The following is a 16,671-nucleotide window of genomic DNA, read 5'->3' on the forward strand; positions in this document are numbered from 1 at the left end:
ATGAGCAATCGACTAGAAGATAAAAATATTATTGTAACAGCTGCAGGCCAGGGAATTGGTAAAGCAACGGCTATAGCACTTCATAATGAAGGAGCAAATGTAACTGCAACAGATTTAAATAATAAAACTTTAGCTGAATTAAATAAAGAATATCCTAAAATTAAAGTTCAAACTTTAGATTCAACAGACAATAATGCTATTTCAGAATTTATGAAAAGTGTTGATAAAGTTGATGTTTTATTCAACGCAGTAGGTTTTGTTCATCATGGAACTATTCTAGAATGTGAAGAAAAAGATTGGGATTTTTCTTTTGATGTAAATGTCAAATCTATGTATCAAATGTGTAAAGCAATTTTACCTTTAATGGTTAAGCAAAATGGTGGAAGTATAATTAACGTTTCGTCATGCGCCTCTAGCCTTAAAGGTTTTCCAAATAGATTTGTTTACGGAACTACAAAAGGAGCAGTAATTGGCTTAACTAAATCAATAGCTGCAGATTTTGTAAAACAAAATATTAGATGCAATTCTATTGCACCAGGAACAGTATTTTCACCTTCTTGGCAAGATAGAGTTAATCAAAGCCCGGACCCGGTACAAGCAAAGAAAGATTTTATAGCAAGACAACCAATGGGAAGACTAGGAACAGCAGAAGAAATAGCTGCTGTAGCAGTTTATTTAGCTGGAGACGATGCAACATTTACTACAGGAACAACAATTTCTGTTGATGGTGGAATTTCAATTTAATAAATTAAGAAAAGGTAAATTATGAAACTATTAAGAGTAGGTGTTAAAGGAAAAGAAAAACCAGCAGCATTAGATAAAAATGGAAAATTTAGAGATTTAAGTTCTCATATTACTGATTTAAATTCAGATACTGTAAATTTTGAAACTATTAAAAAATTAGAAAGTATAGATTTAGAAAGTTTAACTGAAATTTCAAATTCTGAGAGAATAGGAGCTTGTATTAATAAGCCAGGAAAGTTTGTAGCAATTGGTTTAAATTATTCTGACCATGCAACAGAATCTGGTATGGATGCTCCATCAGAACCTATTGTATTCATGAAAGCGACAAGCTCAATTAATGGTCCTAACGATGATATTGAAATTTCAAAAGATTCAAAAGAGCTTGATTGGGAAGTAGAATTGGGAATAATTATCGGAAAAGACACTAAAAATATTAGTGAAAAAGAGGCTGAAAATCACATTCTTGGATATTGTTTAGTAAACGATGTGAGTGAAAGAGAATGGCAACTTAAAAAAATGGGACAATGGGTTAAAGGAAAATCACATGATACTTATGGACCAATTGGACCTTATTTAGTTACCAAGAATGAAATCTCCGACATTAACAGTCTTAATTTAAGCTTAGATGTTAATGGGCAAAGAATGCAAACTGGAAACACAGATAAAATGATTTTTAATGTGTTCTTTATTGTTTCATATTTAAGTAAGTACATGACGTTACAAGCGGGTGATATCATTACGACTGGAACACCTCCAGGAGTAGGTATGGGAAAAAAACCACAGGTATTTTTAAAAGCAGGTGACACAATTAGATTATCAATTGATAATTTAGGTGAACAAAACTCAAAAGTTGTAGCTGAATAATTTGAATATCATAACTTCAAAGCCCAAAGTTATATGGAATTCGAAAACAATATTAGGTGAAGGCACCTTATGGGTGCCATCACATAATTCAATTTACTTTGTTGATATTAAGAAAAAAAAGATTTTTACTTTAAATGTTAAAACTAATAAAAGAAGAATTATAAAGATTAATAAAGAAATTGGGTTTCTAGCTCACATTAAAAAAGATATCTTTATACTTGGTTTACAATCAGAGCTTAGAATTGTTAATCTAAAAAATAAAGAAACTATTAGATCTATTCCAATTGAAGAAGACAAACCTCTAAATAGAATAAATGATGGAAAAATTGATCCTGAAGGTAGATTGTGGTTTGGTACTATGGATAATCTTGAGAGAAACATTAAAAATGGATCTTTATATTGCTTAGATAAAAAACTTAATATTCATAAAGTCGATACAAAATACTATATTACAAATGGTCCTGCTTTTATTAACTCTGAAAACTTCTTACATACTGATAGTCGAAGTAAAACAATTTATAAAATTAGAATAAATAAAAAACACAAGATAATTAAAAAGACAAAATTTTTAAAATTTTCAAAAATAGATGGCTCACCCGATGGAATGACAATTGATTCAAAAAAAAATGTTTGGATTTGTCATTATGGTGGAGCATGTATTTCTGTTTATAATTCAAGAGGTAAAAAAATTCACAAAATTGAATTACCAGCAAAAAATATTACTAATTGTACGTTTGGTGGATTGAGTAATAATGAAATTTATATATCAACTGCCTTAAAGGGTATGACTAAAAATGAAATTAAGAAATATAAACTTTCAGGCTCTTTTTTTAAAATTAAAACAAATGTTAAGGGGATTAAGTCAAAATCCTTTAAAATATAAAAATTACAAAGTGATTAAGTGTAGTTTAAAAATATTATAGGATATAATAAATCATATGCAGAATATTAGCTTTATTGGAATTGGTCTTATGGGGTTTCCAATGGCAAAAAACCTTCTTAAATCAGGCTTTAACTTAAGAGCTTATAATAGATCTCAAGATAAAGCAGATAGATTAAAAGAATTTGGAGCAGAAATATCCACATCCATCAAAGACGTTGTTACAAATTCTGATGTAATTATTACGATGCTTACAGATGATGCTGCAGTAGAAAAGGTAATGGGCAGTGATGAGTTTATATCTAATATTAAAGAGGGAGCGACTGTAATTGATATGAGCTCAGTTAACCCCGTTATTACAAAAAAATATTTTAAGATTTTAAAAGAAAAAAATATTAATTATTTAGATGCACCTGTATCTGGCGGAACAATTGGTGCAGAAGAAGCCTCTCTTGCTATTATGGTAGGCGGTGATGAAGAAACATTTAAACAATGTTATGATCTTCTTAAAATATTAGGCAACCCAACTTTAGTTGGACCTGTTTCCTCTGGTCAAATTTCAAAACTAGCAAATCAAATAATTGTTGGTGTTACCATTGGAGCTGTAGCAGAAGCTGTTACATTATGTGAGAAATCAGGCACTAACCCAAATAAAATGATTGAAGCTTTATCAGGGGGTTGGGCTGATAGTAAAATATTGCAAACTCATGGAAAAAGAATGATCAACAAAGATTTTACCCCAAAAGGAAAAACTACAACACAACTAAAAGATATGACTAACATTATTAATGCTGGAAAAGCAGCTGAAACTCATTTGCCTATTTCTAGTTTAGTTAAAGAAATGTATAAAGATTTAGTAGCAGATGGTCAGGGAAATACAGATCATAGCTCTTTATATAAAGCAATAGAAAAAATAAATAAAAAATGAAATTTTTAAGAATTGGAAAGGCAGGTCAAGAAATTCCTGTAGCACTAGATAGAAATGGAAAATATAGAAATCTATCATCGATTATTAAAGATTTAAATTCAGAAACTATTAATTTTGAAACTTTAGATAAAATTAAAGATATAAATTTAGAGAACCTGGAAGAGGTAAATCAAAATGAAAGAATAGGGTCTTGTATTTCTAAACCAGGAAATTTTTTTGCAATTGGCTTAAATTATGTTGAGCATGCAAAAGAAACAGGAGCAAAAACACCTGACAACCCAGTTCTATTTAATAAGTCAGTTCATTCTATAGTTGGACCAAACGATAATGTGATTATTCCTAAGACTTCAAAAAAATTAGATCATGAAGTTGAAATTGCTTTTGTCATAGGAAAAAAAGCAAAAAGAGTTTTAGAAAAAGATGCACAAGATTATATTTTTGGTTATTGTATTTGTAACGATATCAGCGAACGTGAATGGCAAAAAGAAAAAGGAGGTCAGTGGGTAAAGGGTAAATCTGGTGATACATTTGGACCTTTAGGGCCTTATTTAGTAACTAAAGATGAAATTCAAGACGTTAATAATTTAAATTTAACGCTAGATGTTAATGGTCACAGACATCAAACAGGTAACACCAATCAGATGATTTTCAATTTTAACTTCTTGGTAGCTCATATTACAAGTTTTATAACGTTAATGCCTGGTGATATAATTACAACAGGAACTCCTCCTGGAGTTGGTCTTGGCATGAGTCCTCCTGTTTTTTTAAAAGATGGTGATAACATGGAGCTATCAATTGATAATCTTGGAAAACAAAACCTAAAAGTGTTAGCTGAATAATATTTAATGTTAGAATTATTTATTGCATTTGGCGCAGGGTTAATTAGCTTTTTATCCCCATGCGTCTTACCACTAATTCCTGGTTATGTTTCATTTATTACTGGCAGTACATTAAATGAAATTTTAGAAAAAAAGAAAATAGATTTATTGCCGTTGATAGTTTTTTCATTAGGTTTTTCTTTTGTATTCATTGTCTTTGGTGCAACTGCTTCTTTCTTAGGACAAATTCTTTTACAAAATTCTCAAATTTTAAGAACTATTGCTGGAGTTATAATAATCATATTCTCTCTTCAATTAATTGGTGTTTTAAATATTAAATTTCTCAATGTTGAAAAGAAATTTTATACAAAAAAATCAAATAATATTTTCTTTGTATTTATTATTGGAATGGCATTTGGCTTTGGATGGACACCGTGTATTGGCCCTATTTTAGGATCAATTCTTGCTTTAGCTTCTACTGAAGAAACTATTTATAAAGCAATTTTACTGTTAAGTTTTTACTCACTTGGATTAGCGATACCTTTTGTTCTATCAGGTTATTTGATGCAAAAGTTTTTACTATTTTCGAAAAATTTCAAAAGAAATATTAATTTGGTTACAAAAGGAGGGGGTATAATACTTTTAATTACAGGAATTTTAATTTTAACAAACCAATTACAAGTTCTTGGCTATTATATTCTAAATTATTTACCATTTTTACAAAATTTCGGTTAGAAACTACTAAAGATAATTAATTCATGAAAATATATCAAATTGACACCAGTGCTAGAAAAGAAGGTTCTACCTCAAGAGCTTTAGCAAAAAAATTATTGGACAAAATTAAAAAGCCAGAAGATCAAGTTGTTTACCGAGACCTTAATGACGAAATGATCTTTATTTCTAATTTAACTGAGTCAGGAATGAAAATTCCTGATGGTGAGCAAACAGAGCAACATAAGAAAATGTTTGAAATGTCAGATAAACTAGTCATGGAGTTAAAAGAAAGTGACACAATTATAATTTCTGTACCGATATATAATTTTGGGCCACCAGCAACACTAAAAGCCTGGGCGGATTTAGCAGCAAGAGTTAAAGAGACATTTAAATATAATGAAGACGGAAGCAGGGTAGGTTTGCTTGAAGACAAACAGGTTTATCTCATAATCACTTCTGGTGGCACAAAAATCAATAGTAAGGATGATTTTTTAACACCTTGGCTAACTCATGTTTTAAATTTTTTTGGTATAAAAAAAATAGATATTATTGCTGCAGATCAATTGGCTATAGACTATGAAAAATCAATTAAAGAAGCAGAAAGTCAAATTGAGAACATAATATAATGAGTTTATTAAGTGTGAAAGAGTACAAGTTATATTCGAACTTTTTAAATACTTTAGCAAAGAATTTAAATAAATTTTATTATTCAAAACTTAATAAAACTTTTGTGATATCTAATAAGCTTAAAGGTAAAGGATATGATCCTGTTACCACATCTGACAAAGCATTTGAAAAATTTATTAGGTTAAAAATTAAACAAAAATTTCCAGGTCATCAAGTTATAGGTGAAGAATTTGGCCACAAAAAATCAACTAGTGACTTTACATGGGTGATAGATCCAATTGATGGAACAAGATCATATGTAATAGGCAACCCTACATGGAGTAATTTAATATCTCTTAATTATAAAGGAAACCCTGTTGTAGGTTTAGCAAATTTTCCTGTTTTAAATAAATACTATTTAAATACTAATAATAAAAAAGCTTATGTATTTGAGAATAACAAGAGAAAAAAAATCTCAGTTTCAAAAGATATACTTTTTTCTAACATAAAAGTTTCTGGGGCTTTTCATGGAGCAGTTAGTCTTAAACAACAAATGAAGATCCCAAAAGTTTTAAAATTAATGCAATTTCCAACTGCAGATGCATTAAGTTATTCTCATCTATGTGAAGGAAAAATTGATGTTGTATTTCAGGCTACAAATAAAATTTGGGATATTCATCCACTAATGCCAATTATAAAAGCAGCAGGTGGAGTTGTAACTACTTGGGATAATAGAGATGCAGTTAACGCAGGAAATATTTTAGTATCTGCAAATCAGCTAATACATAATAAAATGCTTAAACTTTTAAAACCAGTTTCTAAATAAATGTCTGTAGTACCTACCAAGGCTCAAGAAATAATTGATTTCTGGTTTAAAGAAACTCCAATTGAAAAAAGATTTAAAAGAGATGAAAAACTTGATGCTTCTATTAAGAAATTTTTTTTAAAAGATTTTGAATTAGCAAGTACAAGTGAATATGATGATTGGCAAGACACTCCATTGGGAAGCTTAGCACTAGTTATTTTGTTTGATCAATTTTCAAGAAACATGTTTAGAGACGACTCAAAAGCTTTTAGTCAAGACCATAAAGCAAGATTAATAGTTAATGATTCTGTTTATGCTGGATTTTTAGATGACATGGATCAGGATCAACGATTATTTATGCTACTACCACTCATTCATAGTGAGGAGATAACTGATCATGATATGGCCTACTATTTACTCGATAAATATTTAAAAGATCATCCAGATTTAGTTTCTATAAAAAAATCTTGGAAATATCACACATTAGCAATTAAAAAATTTCATAGATATCCCCATCGAAACATAGTGTTAGATAGAAAATCTACTCCTGAGGAAATAGAGTTCCTAGGTCAACCAAACTCATCCTGGTAAATTGTTCACTAAGTGAACAGATAAAATAAAATATTCAATATTTACATTCTATTAGTGACAAATAGTCATTTTAATATTGAAATTTACTATCTATAAGGGGCTCATAAAATTAAAAAAAATTAACATTATCTTCTCTCTCTATTAGATAGTTAATATTAACTTCCCTCTTTTGAGGGAAGTTTCTTATTGTCAATATCCCTCCTGAATAATATAAATTTTTAATGAACTTTAAGTTTGTTTATAAAATATGCACCAAATCTGAGTGGCAAGAAGCTAAAAGTAAAGGTCAATTAACTGGTTCTAAAAAAGATTTAGAAGATGGTTACATTCATTTTTCAGGTGATGATCAGGTTGCCGGAACTCTTCAAAAGTTTTACAAAAATCAAAATGATTTAATTTTATTAAAGGTTGATACTTTAAAGTTAGATCATTTAGTTTGGGAACAAGCATCAGATGGAAATATGTTTCCACATTTATATTCGCCACTAGATATTTCTAATGTAGTTGATGAATTTGATATTATTTTAAATGATGATGGCAATCATGTGTTGCCAGATATTTTTTGACCGCTTTATTAAGGGGGTCACCCTTTCGGTAAACTCCAAAAGAGTTCCCCTGTAAGTGAGCGGTATACGCTAAAATCTATAATAATAGATTCATATTTTATTGGTCTTATCTAGTCTTTGATTATTTAATCACACCAGTTATGTGTCAGGTGGTGATAAGTTCATAATCATCCTCCTTTATTGATATTTATAGATTAACATTTTTGAATATTGTATTCAAAATATTTATTTCACTTTATGTTAAATATATTTATTGAATGCAACCTAGCAAAACTGTAGGATTTCGATAATTTTAGAAACTCTCCTAACTAGCTTTATTTAAATAATTTTATTAATTATTCCCTAAAAGATTTACCATTAGTACACCCACAATAATAAAACACAAACCAACTATCGAATAAAGATTTGGAACTTGATTATATTTGATTATGCCAACACCTACAGTTGAGATAATCGCAAGACCCGCAAATGATGCGTAAGTAATTCCCATTGGAATATTTTTCATCACCATTGATAAGGCATACATGCATAAAACTATAGTAATTGCCGTAATAATACTTGGAACAAGTAGAGTAAAACCTTCAGCGCTTTTTGCAAAACTATTTGAAGCAACACCTAGTACTACTGCTAAAGCTAGAAATAAGTAGGAAGTTGTCATATTCATTAATTAGTTTTTCCCATTGTATTTAATAATATAACACCAATAATAATTAAAGATATTCCAAGAACAGCATAAAGGTTTGGTGTTTGATTATATTTCACAACACCAAAAATTGTTACAGCAGTAATAGTGAGCCCCCCGTAAGTAGCATAAGTAAAGCCAACAGGTATAACATTCATTGCCTTAGATAAACAAAAGATACATGCAACAATTGTAATAATGCAAAAAAGAGTAGGGTAAATATTTGTAAAGCCCTCTGTAGCTTTTAAGAAACCATTAGAGGAAATACCAAGTATTATTGCTAACACTAGAAATATGTAACCACTAGCAAGATTCATCTAAATATCTTAAATGAAATATTGTTAGAGGTATATAATTATTTAGATATTACCACCAACCCATTACGCGACCATTACCAGCTATAATCAATAGGCAAGTTAGGACATGAAGTAGAATCCAAAATGTTCTAAAGGCTAATGCTTTTTTAACATCGTTTTGTTTTATAGGTAAAAATTCAGGTTTGTCTTTGTCATTAATACCTATGGGCATCCCAACTGTTCTTGCCCAAATTTTTAACCAACGTCTTTGACCAGTCATAATTTTTATCTAAATTTAATCAATCCAATTGGGAAAAGGCAACCCTTTTTCTTCTAGAAATTTTTTATTAAACATTTTGGTAGCGTATTTATCACTTTTATCACAAAGAATTGTTACAATAGTTTTTCCAGGACCCAACTCTTTACCCATTCTAATCGCACCAGCAATATTAATTCCACAGCTAGTGCCAAGACTTAAACCTTCATTTTGAATTAAATCATAAAGTATAGGAAGCGCTTCATGGTCATCAATAGAGTAGGCGTCATCTATCTTAGCATTTTCAAAGTTTTTTGTTACTCTACTTGATCCAATTCCTTCAGTAATTGAACCACCTTCAGATTTTAATTCTCCATTTTTTATATAATTGTAAAGAGCAGATCCTTTTGGATCAGATAGAAATATTTTTATATCTTTATTCTTTTCTTTAAGAGCGTTACTTACTCCTGAAATCGTTCCACCTGTTCCAGATGAACAGACAAAACCATCAACTTTACCTTCAGTTTGTTCCCAAATTTCTTTACCTGTTGTTTCATAATGACCCTTAGCATTTGCAACATTGTCAAACTGATTGGCCCAAACTACTCCATTGTTATTTGATGGTCTTAATTCATCAGCAAGTTTTGCTGCAACTTTTACAAAGTTTGCATCATCTTTATAAGGTTTAGCTGGAACCAACCTTAAATCAGCACCAATATTTCTAAGTAAATCTTTTTTTTCTTGGGTTTGGTTATCATTCATTACTATGATTGTTTTATAACCAAGTGAATTACCAAGTAGACATAAGCCTATACCGGTATTTCCAGCAGTACCCTCAACAATTGTTCCACCTTTAGAAATTAATTTTTTGGTCTCTGCATCTCTAATTAAAGCAAGTGCCGCTCTGTCTTTTACAGAACCACCAGGGTTCATAAATTCTGCTTTACCATAAATATTACAACCAGTAATCTCTGATGCAGCTCTAAGTTTGATTAAAGGAGTATTACCAATTCCAGAAATAAAGTTGTCTTGAATATTTTTCATTAACTTGAAGTATTTTTATCTACCTCTTCTACCGCATAAGGTTTAAATTCTTCAGTTGCTGTACCAACATTTTTAGCAGGTATTCCAACCATTACTGCATTTTCGGGAACATCTTTTGTAACTACTGCATTAGCTCCAATTTTAGCATTAGCACCAATTATTACAGGGCCTAATATTTGTGCACCAGAACCAACGACTACACAATCACCTAATGTGGGGTGTCTCTTAACTTGTCTCTGTTCGTTTGAATTAATACTTGGTGCGATCCCACCTAAAGTTGCCATATGATAAATGGTTACATTATTTCCAATTTCTGAAGTCTCACCGATTACAACACCCATACCATGGTCAATAAATAAATTTTTTCCAATCTTAGCTCCTGGATGAATTTCTATTCCAGTAAAAAACCTAGAGAGTTGAGAAATTATTCTTGCAACTAAATGAAATTTAGCAAGTTGAAAAAAATTAGCAATTCTATGAAAAAAAACTGCTTTAACACCAGGGTAAGTTAAAATTAAACTTAGTTTAGATTTTGCCGCAGGGTCTCTGTCAATTATAGATTGTAAAAAGTCGTTCATTTTTTTGCTAGTGTTGATTATAATTTTATATTGCTTTATATAAGCTTTAAATAAGCAATTTAAAGAGGAAAATCCATGTACAAAAATACCAACTGTTTTCATTTAGCAATACCTTGTGGCGATTTAGAGAAAGCAAAACATTTTTACAGTGAAATATTAGGGTGCCGATTAGATAACTCGGCTCAAGAATGGGCAGATGTAGATTTTTGGGGAAATGAATTAACTCTTCACGCAAGCGAGCATAAACTTGAAAGCGAAAGACATGATGTTGATATGGGTAACGTTTCTGTTCCTCATTTCGGTGTACATTTATCTAGAGAAAATTTTGATGCTCTTAAAAGTAGACTAAGAGAAAAAAATACTAAATATTATGACGAACCTTATTTAAGATTTAAAGGAACAAAATATGAGCAAGAAACATTCTTTGTTAAAGATCCTAATGAAAATATTTTAGAGATCAAAACATTAACTGCAAATCCTGGCTAAACTTTTAAATGACAAAAAAAGTAGCTTCATACAGTGAAATTTTATATCATTTAATAAATTTTCGAACAGACCAATTCCAACAATTAAAAAAGATGTTAGGAATTGATTACGATTCTTTCATGATACTTTCTGTTATGGGGTCCCATTATTTAAAACATAGGGATAAGTTAGGATCAGATTGGGAAGATGTATGGAAAAATTTAAGAACATCAACAATAGAGGAGTTTTATATAGCACGTAAGTTAACAATTTATGCTGTAGCAAATATTTTAAATTTACCAAAAGAAACCGTTAGAAGAAAAATAGAAATTTTAAAAAAAAAAAATTAATAAGTCATTCAACTAAAATGGGTCTTTTACCAACAAACAAAACCGAAGAAATAATGAAACCTTTTGCTGAAATTGAACTAAAAACTCTTTCAAAATTTCTAAAAAATCTAAAAAAAAATAACACTTTAGATGCAGTTTTAAATCTCAAATATTTATAATATTTTTAAAACCTATTTTGGGTCTATAAAACCTAAATTGGGTTTTTTTTTATTATCAATTTTTTTTTATTTTTATAATAATTTGTTTAATGAAATTTATAAAAATATTTTTAACATCACTCTGTTTAATAATCACAACTGTAGCTAATGCAGATGTAGCCTCTCAAGCTTTAAATAAAGTATCTGAAAAAATATCAAATTTGATACCTGGTGAAGGAATTACTGAAGTATCTTTAGATTATAATGATGGTGATGAGGATCAACTTAACTTTTCAATATTAGGGGTAAGAGATATTGAAGCCACAGATAATTCTAACTTTTTTACTCAATTTAGCTTAATGAACCAAGAGATAAATAGCTCTGGAAGAATTATTGGAAACATAGGCTTAGGTTATAGAAAACTATCTGAAGATAAAAATTTTATGTTTGGCGCAAATACTTTCTACGATAGAGATTTGACAGATGGTCAAGACAGATTAGGCCTTGGTATTGAAGCTAAAGGTTCAATTTTAGATTTAACTGCAAATAGCTATACAAAAATTTCAAACTCTGAAGTTGTTAATGGTGATAGAGAGCAAGTTTTATCTGGTTGGGATTTTAACTTAACATCTCAAATTCCAAGAGCACCATGGGCTAGAATTAATTATAATGGTTATAAATGGGAAGCTGAAAAAGGATCTTCTGATCAAAAAGGTAATATTTATTCTCTAGAACTAGATGTAACAAACTCAATAGAAGTTGTTGCAAGTTTAGACAAATCTTCACTAAATGGTGTAGATGATGAAACTTCTTTAAGTATTAATTATATTTATCCACCAAAAGAAAAATCTATGGTGATGTCTGATGGCTTATCAAATGACATGTATGAAAAAAGCAACATGGAACAAAAATTAAAAGAAAAAGTTAGAAGAAGAAATAAATTAGTAATGGAAATTCAGGGTTCAGTAATTGTAACAAAACAATAAATTATTATGAAAAAATTATTATTTAAATTGTTAATTATACTATCTTTTACATCTTTAAATTCTATTTCAGCTTATTCTGCTGTAGCAACTGGATTAGCCACTACTTACAAGCTTACTATTACTAAAATGGAACTTTGTGAAACAGGTAGTACAGCTGCTAATTGCTTAAATCCAATTACTGTAAGTTTACCAGGAATTGGAACGGCCCTTGATATCGCAGCAGTTACAGCTGGAGAAACAGCTGGAACAATTGGAAATTTTGGATTAGCTACACCAGGAACTGCTTACACATACATTCAAACTACAATGAGCAGAGCAATTGTAGTTGCTGGAACGGTTGGTGATTGTACAACAAAAGCAGACAAGAATGGAACTGCAGCAACTAATGTTGCAAATACTACGGGCTCTGCAACTGGTAAAACCAGTGGAACTCCTGCAGAAGTTACAGTTTATGTTCCCGCATTAAATGCTGCTCAAACCTCAAATGGTTACCCGCAATTGAATAGTGTTGCTGATGCAGATGGATCTGATCCAGCAGCTTCTAACGTTGTATCCGCATCTCACTCACATTTTCAATTTAGAGACCCTTTGACAGCACCATTTATTCTAGATCCGTCAGCAATACCGACTGTTACAATGGCTTTTAGTACTGCACAAGCTTTGAAAAATATAAATACAGGTGCAAGTAATTGTAGTGATACCGGCAAAGTATTTCAAGCTGCTCCTCCTTTAGCAACAATTACTATTCAAGGTCAATAAAAATTTTGTTTAAATTTTTATCTTTAATTCTAATAGTTTTTTTATTTTCATTATCAAATTCTTTATCAGCTAAGGATATTAAAGATTTTAAAAAAATAGATTTATCTAAAGATCAAAAGCCTGGAAGATATTTTGAAGATCAGCCTGATATAACTGACGATCATCAAATACACTTTATTTATTTACTGCCATCTGATGCTGAGGATAGAGAGCTAGATATCAATGGTAAAATGCAGGATATTTTGGAAAAAGCTAATGATGCAATGCTTGAGGCTACTAAAGTAAACAAAGGTTCAGGTGGCGAAGGTAAAAAATTTAGATATGATTATAGAGAAGATGGAAAACTAGATATCACTTTTATTAGAACGAGTAAGAACTGGAAAGAATTAAAAGATAACAGTGTTAATACCCAAATGGGTCATTATTTTCACCAATTTGGTGGTTTCACAAATAAGAAGAAAACATATTTTTTATGGACCGACGTTAATGCTGGAAATCATGGTGGAGATGCTGGAGTTGGCATAGGTGGTATTTTTGTCAGAAGCAATGGTCATAACAATGAAGAAAGATTAACACAGATTAATATTCATGAATTGTTTCATACTCAGCTAATGGGAATAAGATGTATTAAAGGTATGAAAAAAATTCACTATTCAGATCATTATAACGGTGGCACTGATCATATGCTAAGTGTTGGCTTTAAATTAAATAGAAATTTGTATACTCATGATATTGAAGGGTGTCCTCAGTTAATTGATAGTGTTTATCTAATCCCAACATCTAAAGATCCGTATAATCCGTATGAAATTATGTGTGAAAGAAATCTTGGAAAGTACACACATCCAAAGCTAGTTAAAATTATGTCTAAAGCTGAAAAATCAAACAAGTGGTACAAGAATAGAATTGGACCAACTTGTAATTGGAGAAACTGGACTAATAAGTTTGACTGGTTTGGACCAATGAATTAATTATTGATAATTAATCTTTTAAGTAATAGCCTACACAGATCATGGCTGTTAACTACAAATCAATCGCTAAAAATTTAAAGTTTGAAGGAAGAGCCTTTATTGATGGTAAGTACGTTGATGCTATTGATGGTGAAAAGTTTGAAAATATAAACCCTGCATCGGGTGAAACTCTTTGCTCTGTTGCAAAATGTAATCATAAGGATGTTGATTTAGCTGTAAAAGTATCAAGAAAAGCTTTTAATAGTGGTGTTTGGTCCAGAACATCTCCAGAATTTAGAAAAGATGTCTTACTAAAGTTTGCTGAATTATTAAGACAAACTGGTGAAGAAAATTCTGTTCTTGAATGTGTAGATACTGGAAAATTAATTGGAGACTGCATTAATGAGGTTGCAAATGATGCGCCAATGCATTTTCAGTGGTACGGAGAATTAATAGATAAAGTATTTGGTAAAGTTGGACCAACAGAACCATCACTAACTAGTTTAATTATTAAAGAACCAATAGGTGTTGTTGCAGGAGTTGTTCCATGGAATTTCCCTTTAATGATGGCAGTATGGAAAATGGCACCAGCATTAGCTGCAGGATGTTCTGTTATAATCAAACCAGCAGAAGACACACCTTTAACTGCAATTAGAGTTGCTCAAATTGCTAAAGAAGCAGGTATTCCAGATGGAGTTTTAAATGTATTACCTGGCTTTGGAGATGTGGGAGAAGCACTGGGTAGACACAATGATGTTGATGCAGTTTCATTTACTGGCTCAACAGAAGTTGGAGGACTGTTCATGAAATATTCTGGTGAAAGTAATTTAAAGACAATTGGTTTAGAGATGGGTGGTAAAAGTCCGTTCATCGTTTTAGAAGATGCAAAGATTACAGATAATTTAATTGATAATGCAATTAATTCTGCCTTTTGGAATGGTGGACAGAACTGCTCTGCAAATATGAGACAAATAATTCACAGCAAAGTTAAAGATGAATTTTTAGACAAAGTTTCAAAAAAAGTAAAAGCTCTTAAAGCTGGAGATCCATTAGATCCAGAAAGTAATATGGGATCAATGATTTCTAAAAAACATTTAGCAACAGTTGATGGTTATATTCAAAAAGGAATTGATGAAGGAGCTAAACTATTATTTGGTGGCGTATCAAGTGGTGATCAAAAAGGATTTTTTGCAAAACCAACTCTATTTGATGATTTAAAAGAAAACATGACAATTGCTCAAGAAGAAATTTTTGGACCAGTTTTAGGTGTTCTTACAATTAATAGTGACGAAGAAGCTTTGAAAATTGCAAGTAATTCAAAGTATGGATTGCATGCAAGTGTTTTTACTCAAGATATAGATAGGGCTTTTCATATGGCTAAAAGTTTACCTTGTGGAACTGTCTCTGTTAATACTTTTTCTGAAGGAGATATTAAAACGCCCTTTGGTGGATACAGACAATCTGGATCTTTAAGTAGAGATCAAGGTACAGAAGCTCTGGACCAATACCTTCAAACCAAGACTATTTGGATTAGTCATTCATAAAAAGATAAATAATATTAGGGATTATAAGTAGATAATTTTCTTTGACTTGCTCAAAAGTTTTAAGTTATGCTAGTTTTTTTAAATTAATCGAGAGGGATATAATGAAAATAATAAAAACTACACTTGTAGCTGGTTTGATTTCTTTATTTGCTACTTTTTCAACATTTGCTGAGAAAGTTAAAATTGGAGATCCAGGTTGGACAGGTGCAACAGCTATTGCAAATTTATTAGCAGCAGTTGTTAATGACAAAATGGGTGGAGAAGCAGAATTAGTTCCAGGAAATAATACTGCAATCTACGCAGCAATTGATAGGAGCAAAGGTGAGATAGAAGTTCACCCTGATATCTGGCTACCTAATCAACAGGCTTATACTAACGATCTAGTTCCTAAAGGAACTCTTAAGTTAAGTTCAAAACCTTACGAAGGAAACCAAGGATATTGTGTGTCTCAACAATTTGCTAAAAAAATGAATATTACAGCAATTGAAGACTTAGCTAGACCAGAAGTTGTTAAAGCAATGGACAGTGACGGAAATGGTAAAGGTGAGTTTTGGATTGGTGCTGATGGATGGGCTTCTGCAAATGTAAACCAAGTAAAACTTAGAGATTACGGTTTATACGATGCAGGCATTGAAGCAATCAGAGCTGCTGAAGCTGTAAAAAATGCAAGAGTGCTTGACTCTATTAAAAAAGGTGAAGGTTATGCATTTTATTGTTACAAGCCACATGCAATTTGGGGAATGGCTGATGTAGTTATGTTAACTGAACCTAAGTTCGATGAAGCAAAATACAAAATGGTTCAGCCTAAAGAAGATGCTGATTGGTACAAAAAATCTTATGTTGCATCAAAAGATGCTCTTAAGCAAATCCAAATCGGTTGGGGAACTTCTTTAGAAGCAAAGTCACCAGCGATTGTTGATTTCTTTAAGAACTTTCAATTGTCAGCAGACGATGTTTCATTAATGGCTTTTCAAATTTCAGTTGAGAAAAAAGATCCAGCTGATGTTGCCAGAACATGGATGAAAAACAATAAGTCTAAAGTTGATGGTTGGTTAGGCCTTTAAGTTAAACTAAATTTTACCCGGCAACCAAATTTGTTGCCGGGTATATT

23 protein-coding genes are annotated in these 16,671 nt (G+C 30.9%); 18 read left to right on the forward strand and 5 right to left on the reverse strand.

Annotated elements, in window-relative coordinates:
- The 10 genes from AC5SLY_RS01870 to AC5SLY_RS01915 all read left to right on the forward strand — a co-directional run bounded on the left by AC5SLY_RS01870 (position 1) and on the right by AC5SLY_RS01915 (position 7,516).
- On the forward strand, positions 1-744 hold the full coding sequence (locus AC5SLY_RS01870) for an SDR family oxidoreductase (RefSeq protein WP_494598995.1): 744 nt from the start codon (positions 1-3) through the stop codon (positions 742-744).
- Between the two features lie 21 nt (positions 745-765).
- The gene (locus tag AC5SLY_RS01875; RefSeq protein WP_494598996.1) at positions 766-1,608 is read left to right on the forward strand and encodes a fumarylacetoacetate hydrolase family protein; all 843 of its coding nucleotides are present in this window, start codon (positions 766-768) and stop codon (positions 1,606-1,608) included.
- Position 1,609: 1 nt separating this feature from the next.
- A complete protein-coding gene (locus tag AC5SLY_RS01880) occupies positions 1,610-2,491 on the forward strand; it encodes an SMP-30/gluconolactonase/LRE family protein (protein ID WP_011281934.1) in 882 nt (293 codons plus the stop codon).
- Positions 2,492-2,546: 55 nt separating this feature from the next.
- On the forward strand, positions 2,547-3,416 hold the full coding sequence (locus AC5SLY_RS01885) for an NAD(P)-dependent oxidoreductase (protein ID WP_006997137.1): 870 nt from the start codon (positions 2,547-2,549) through the stop codon (positions 3,414-3,416).
- Positions 3,413-4,255, forward strand: coding sequence for a fumarylacetoacetate hydrolase family protein (locus tag AC5SLY_RS01890; protein ID WP_271616976.1), 843 nt, complete (start codon positions 3,413-3,415; stop codon positions 4,253-4,255). Before AC5SLY_RS01885 ends, AC5SLY_RS01890 begins: the two co-directional genes overlap by 4 nt.
- A gap of 6 nt (positions 4,256-4,261) precedes the next feature.
- Positions 4,262-4,969 carry a cytochrome c biogenesis CcdA family protein gene (locus AC5SLY_RS01895; protein WP_006997135.1) on the forward strand — a complete coding sequence of 236 codons (708 nt, stop codon included), beginning with the start codon at positions 4,262-4,264 and terminating at the stop codon, positions 4,967-4,969.
- A 23-nt stretch (positions 4,970-4,992) separates the two neighbouring features.
- Positions 4,993-5,574: an FMN-dependent NADH-azoreductase gene (locus AC5SLY_RS01900; protein ID WP_006997134.1), complete on the forward strand. Its 582-nt coding sequence runs from the start codon at positions 4,993-4,995 to the stop codon at positions 5,572-5,574.
- Positions 5,574-6,380 carry an inositol monophosphatase family protein gene (locus AC5SLY_RS01905; protein WP_006997133.1) on the forward strand — a complete coding sequence of 269 codons (807 nt, stop codon included), beginning with the start codon at positions 5,574-5,576 and terminating at the stop codon, positions 6,378-6,380. The genes AC5SLY_RS01900 and AC5SLY_RS01905 overlap by 1 nt, the downstream gene beginning before the upstream one ends.
- The gene (locus AC5SLY_RS01910; protein ID WP_006997132.1) at positions 6,381-6,950 is read left to right on the forward strand and encodes a DUF924 family protein; all 570 of its coding nucleotides are present in this window, start codon (positions 6,381-6,383) and stop codon (positions 6,948-6,950) included. It begins immediately after the preceding gene.
- Between the two features lie 221 nt (positions 6,951-7,171).
- Positions 7,172-7,516 carry a DUF952 domain-containing protein gene (locus AC5SLY_RS01915; protein WP_006997131.1) on the forward strand — a complete coding sequence of 115 codons (345 nt, stop codon included), beginning with the start codon at positions 7,172-7,174 and terminating at the stop codon, positions 7,514-7,516.
- A gap of 331 nt (positions 7,517-7,847) precedes the next feature.
- Here AC5SLY_RS01915 and AC5SLY_RS01920 read toward each other — a convergent pair whose 3' ends face one another.
- Genes AC5SLY_RS01920 through epsC form a run of 5 tightly spaced genes read right to left on the reverse strand, consistent with a single transcriptional unit; the run spans position 7,848 to position 10,372 of the window.
- Positions 7,848-8,180, reverse strand: coding sequence for a DMT family transporter (locus AC5SLY_RS01920; protein WP_006997130.1), 333 nt, complete (start codon positions 8,178-8,180; stop codon positions 7,848-7,850).
- A complete protein-coding gene (locus AC5SLY_RS01925; protein ID WP_494574249.1) occupies positions 8,180-8,515 on the reverse strand; it encodes a DMT family transporter in 336 nt (111 codons plus the stop codon). The genes AC5SLY_RS01920 and AC5SLY_RS01925 overlap by 1 nt, the downstream gene beginning before the upstream one ends.
- A gap of 49 nt (positions 8,516-8,564) precedes the next feature.
- Positions 8,565-8,774, reverse strand: coding sequence for a hypothetical protein (locus AC5SLY_RS01930; RefSeq protein ID WP_027306630.1), 210 nt, complete (start codon positions 8,772-8,774; stop codon positions 8,565-8,567).
- Between the two features lie 15 nt (positions 8,775-8,789).
- Positions 8,790-9,794, reverse strand: coding sequence for a cysteine synthase A (locus tag AC5SLY_RS01935; RefSeq protein ID WP_494598997.1), 1,005 nt, complete (start codon positions 9,792-9,794; stop codon positions 8,790-8,792).
- Positions 9,794-10,372: a serine O-acetyltransferase EpsC gene (epsC, locus tag AC5SLY_RS01940; RefSeq protein ID WP_026362715.1), complete on the reverse strand. Its 579-nt coding sequence runs from the start codon at positions 10,370-10,372 to the stop codon at positions 9,794-9,796. Before epsC ends, AC5SLY_RS01935 begins: the two co-directional genes overlap by 1 nt.
- 75 nt (positions 10,373-10,447) lie before the next feature.
- Between epsC and AC5SLY_RS01945 the strand changes: the two genes are divergently transcribed.
- From AC5SLY_RS01945 to AC5SLY_RS01980, 8 genes are all read left to right on the forward strand, one after another.
- Entirely contained in the window at positions 10,448-10,858 is a 411-nt protein-coding gene (locus AC5SLY_RS01945) for a VOC family protein (RefSeq protein ID WP_011281947.1), read from the forward strand.
- 8 nt (positions 10,859-10,866) lie between these two features.
- Positions 10,867-11,187: a hypothetical protein gene (locus AC5SLY_RS01950; protein WP_494598998.1), complete on the forward strand. Its 321-nt coding sequence runs from the start codon at positions 10,867-10,869 to the stop codon at positions 11,185-11,187.
- 17 nt (positions 11,188-11,204) lie between these two features.
- Positions 11,205-11,345 carry a hypothetical protein gene (locus tag AC5SLY_RS01955; RefSeq protein ID WP_494598999.1) on the forward strand — a complete coding sequence of 47 codons (141 nt, stop codon included), beginning with the start codon at positions 11,205-11,207 and terminating at the stop codon, positions 11,343-11,345.
- A gap of 89 nt (positions 11,346-11,434) precedes the next feature.
- Positions 11,435-12,310, forward strand: a complete 876-nt coding sequence (locus tag AC5SLY_RS01960) for an inverse autotransporter beta domain-containing protein (RefSeq protein ID WP_494599000.1) — start codon at positions 11,435-11,437, stop codon at positions 12,308-12,310.
- A gap of 6 nt (positions 12,311-12,316) precedes the next feature.
- Positions 12,317-13,069: a hypothetical protein gene (locus AC5SLY_RS01965; RefSeq protein WP_494599001.1), complete on the forward strand. Its 753-nt coding sequence runs from the start codon at positions 12,317-12,319 to the stop codon at positions 13,067-13,069.
- A 5-nt stretch (positions 13,070-13,074) separates the two neighbouring features.
- Positions 13,075-14,037: a hypothetical protein gene (locus AC5SLY_RS01970; protein WP_494599002.1), complete on the forward strand. Its 963-nt coding sequence runs from the start codon at positions 13,075-13,077 to the stop codon at positions 14,035-14,037.
- Between the two features lie 41 nt (positions 14,038-14,078).
- Complete coding sequence (locus tag AC5SLY_RS01975; protein ID WP_494599003.1) at positions 14,079-15,560, forward strand: aldehyde dehydrogenase; 1,482 nt, start codon at positions 14,079-14,081, stop codon at positions 15,558-15,560.
- 101 nt (positions 15,561-15,661) lie between these two features.
- The gene (locus AC5SLY_RS01980; protein ID WP_006997122.1) at positions 15,662-16,624 is read left to right on the forward strand and encodes an ABC transporter substrate-binding protein; all 963 of its coding nucleotides are present in this window, start codon (positions 15,662-15,664) and stop codon (positions 16,622-16,624) included.
- Positions 16,625-16,671 lie beyond the last annotated feature (47 nt).

It is taken from the genome of Candidatus Pelagibacter sp. PS_23 (genome assembly GCF_059417905.1).

What these genes read in the sequence shown, in the direction of transcription:
- AC5SLY_RS01915 (WP_006997131.1), top strand. Translation starts at nt 7,172, where the DNA reads ATGAACTTTAAGTTTGTTTATAAAATATGCACCAAATCTGAGTGGCAA.
- AC5SLY_RS01980 (WP_006997122.1), top strand. Translation starts at nt 15,662, where the DNA reads ATGAAAATAATAAAAACTACACTTGTAGCTGGTTTGATTTCTTTATTT.
- AC5SLY_RS01960 (WP_494599000.1), top strand. Translation starts at nt 11,435, where the DNA reads ATGAAATTTATAAAAATATTTTTAACATCACTCTGTTTAATAATCACA.
- AC5SLY_RS01885 (WP_006997137.1), top strand. Translation starts at nt 2,547, where the DNA reads ATGCAGAATATTAGCTTTATTGGAATTGGTCTTATGGGGTTTCCAATG.
- AC5SLY_RS01975 (WP_494599003.1), top strand. Translation starts at nt 14,079, where the DNA reads ATGGCTGTTAACTACAAATCAATCGCTAAAAATTTAAAGTTTGAAGGA.
- AC5SLY_RS01945 (WP_011281947.1), top strand. Translation starts at nt 10,448, where the DNA reads ATGTACAAAAATACCAACTGTTTTCATTTAGCAATACCTTGTGGCGAT.
- AC5SLY_RS01890 (WP_271616976.1), top strand. Translation starts at nt 3,413, where the DNA reads ATGAAATTTTTAAGAATTGGAAAGGCAGGTCAAGAAATTCCTGTAGCA.
- epsC (WP_026362715.1), bottom strand. Translation starts at nt 10,372, where the DNA reads ATGAACGACTTTTTACAATCTATAATTGACAGAGACCCTGCGGCAAAA.
- AC5SLY_RS01910 (WP_006997132.1), top strand. Translation starts at nt 6,381, where the DNA reads ATGTCTGTAGTACCTACCAAGGCTCAAGAAATAATTGATTTCTGGTTT.
- AC5SLY_RS01920 (WP_006997130.1), bottom strand. Translation starts at nt 8,180, where the DNA reads ATGAATATGACAACTTCCTACTTATTTCTAGCTTTAGCAGTAGTACTA.
- AC5SLY_RS01965 (WP_494599001.1), top strand. Translation starts at nt 12,317, where the DNA reads ATGAAAAAATTATTATTTAAATTGTTAATTATACTATCTTTTACATCT.
- AC5SLY_RS01895 (WP_006997135.1), top strand. Translation starts at nt 4,262, where the DNA reads ATGTTAGAATTATTTATTGCATTTGGCGCAGGGTTAATTAGCTTTTTA.
- AC5SLY_RS01930 (WP_027306630.1), bottom strand. Translation starts at nt 8,774, where the DNA reads ATGACTGGTCAAAGACGTTGGTTAAAAATTTGGGCAAGAACAGTTGGG.
- AC5SLY_RS01955 (WP_494598999.1), top strand. Translation starts at nt 11,205, where the DNA reads ATGGGTCTTTTACCAACAAACAAAACCGAAGAAATAATGAAACCTTTT.
- AC5SLY_RS01905 (WP_006997133.1), top strand. Translation starts at nt 5,574, where the DNA reads ATGAGTTTATTAAGTGTGAAAGAGTACAAGTTATATTCGAACTTTTTA.
- AC5SLY_RS01875 (WP_494598996.1), top strand. Translation starts at nt 766, where the DNA reads ATGAAACTATTAAGAGTAGGTGTTAAAGGAAAAGAAAAACCAGCAGCA.
- AC5SLY_RS01925 (WP_494574249.1), bottom strand. Translation starts at nt 8,515, where the DNA reads ATGAATCTTGCTAGTGGTTACATATTTCTAGTGTTAGCAATAATACTT.
- AC5SLY_RS01900 (WP_006997134.1), top strand. Translation starts at nt 4,993, where the DNA reads ATGAAAATATATCAAATTGACACCAGTGCTAGAAAAGAAGGTTCTACC.
- AC5SLY_RS01950 (WP_494598998.1), top strand. Translation starts at nt 10,867, where the DNA reads ATGACAAAAAAAGTAGCTTCATACAGTGAAATTTTATATCATTTAATA.
- AC5SLY_RS01870 (WP_494598995.1), top strand. Translation starts at nt 1, where the DNA reads ATGAGCAATCGACTAGAAGATAAAAATATTATTGTAACAGCTGCAGGC.
- AC5SLY_RS01935 (WP_494598997.1), bottom strand. Translation starts at nt 9,794, where the DNA reads ATGAAAAATATTCAAGACAACTTTATTTCTGGAATTGGTAATACTCCT.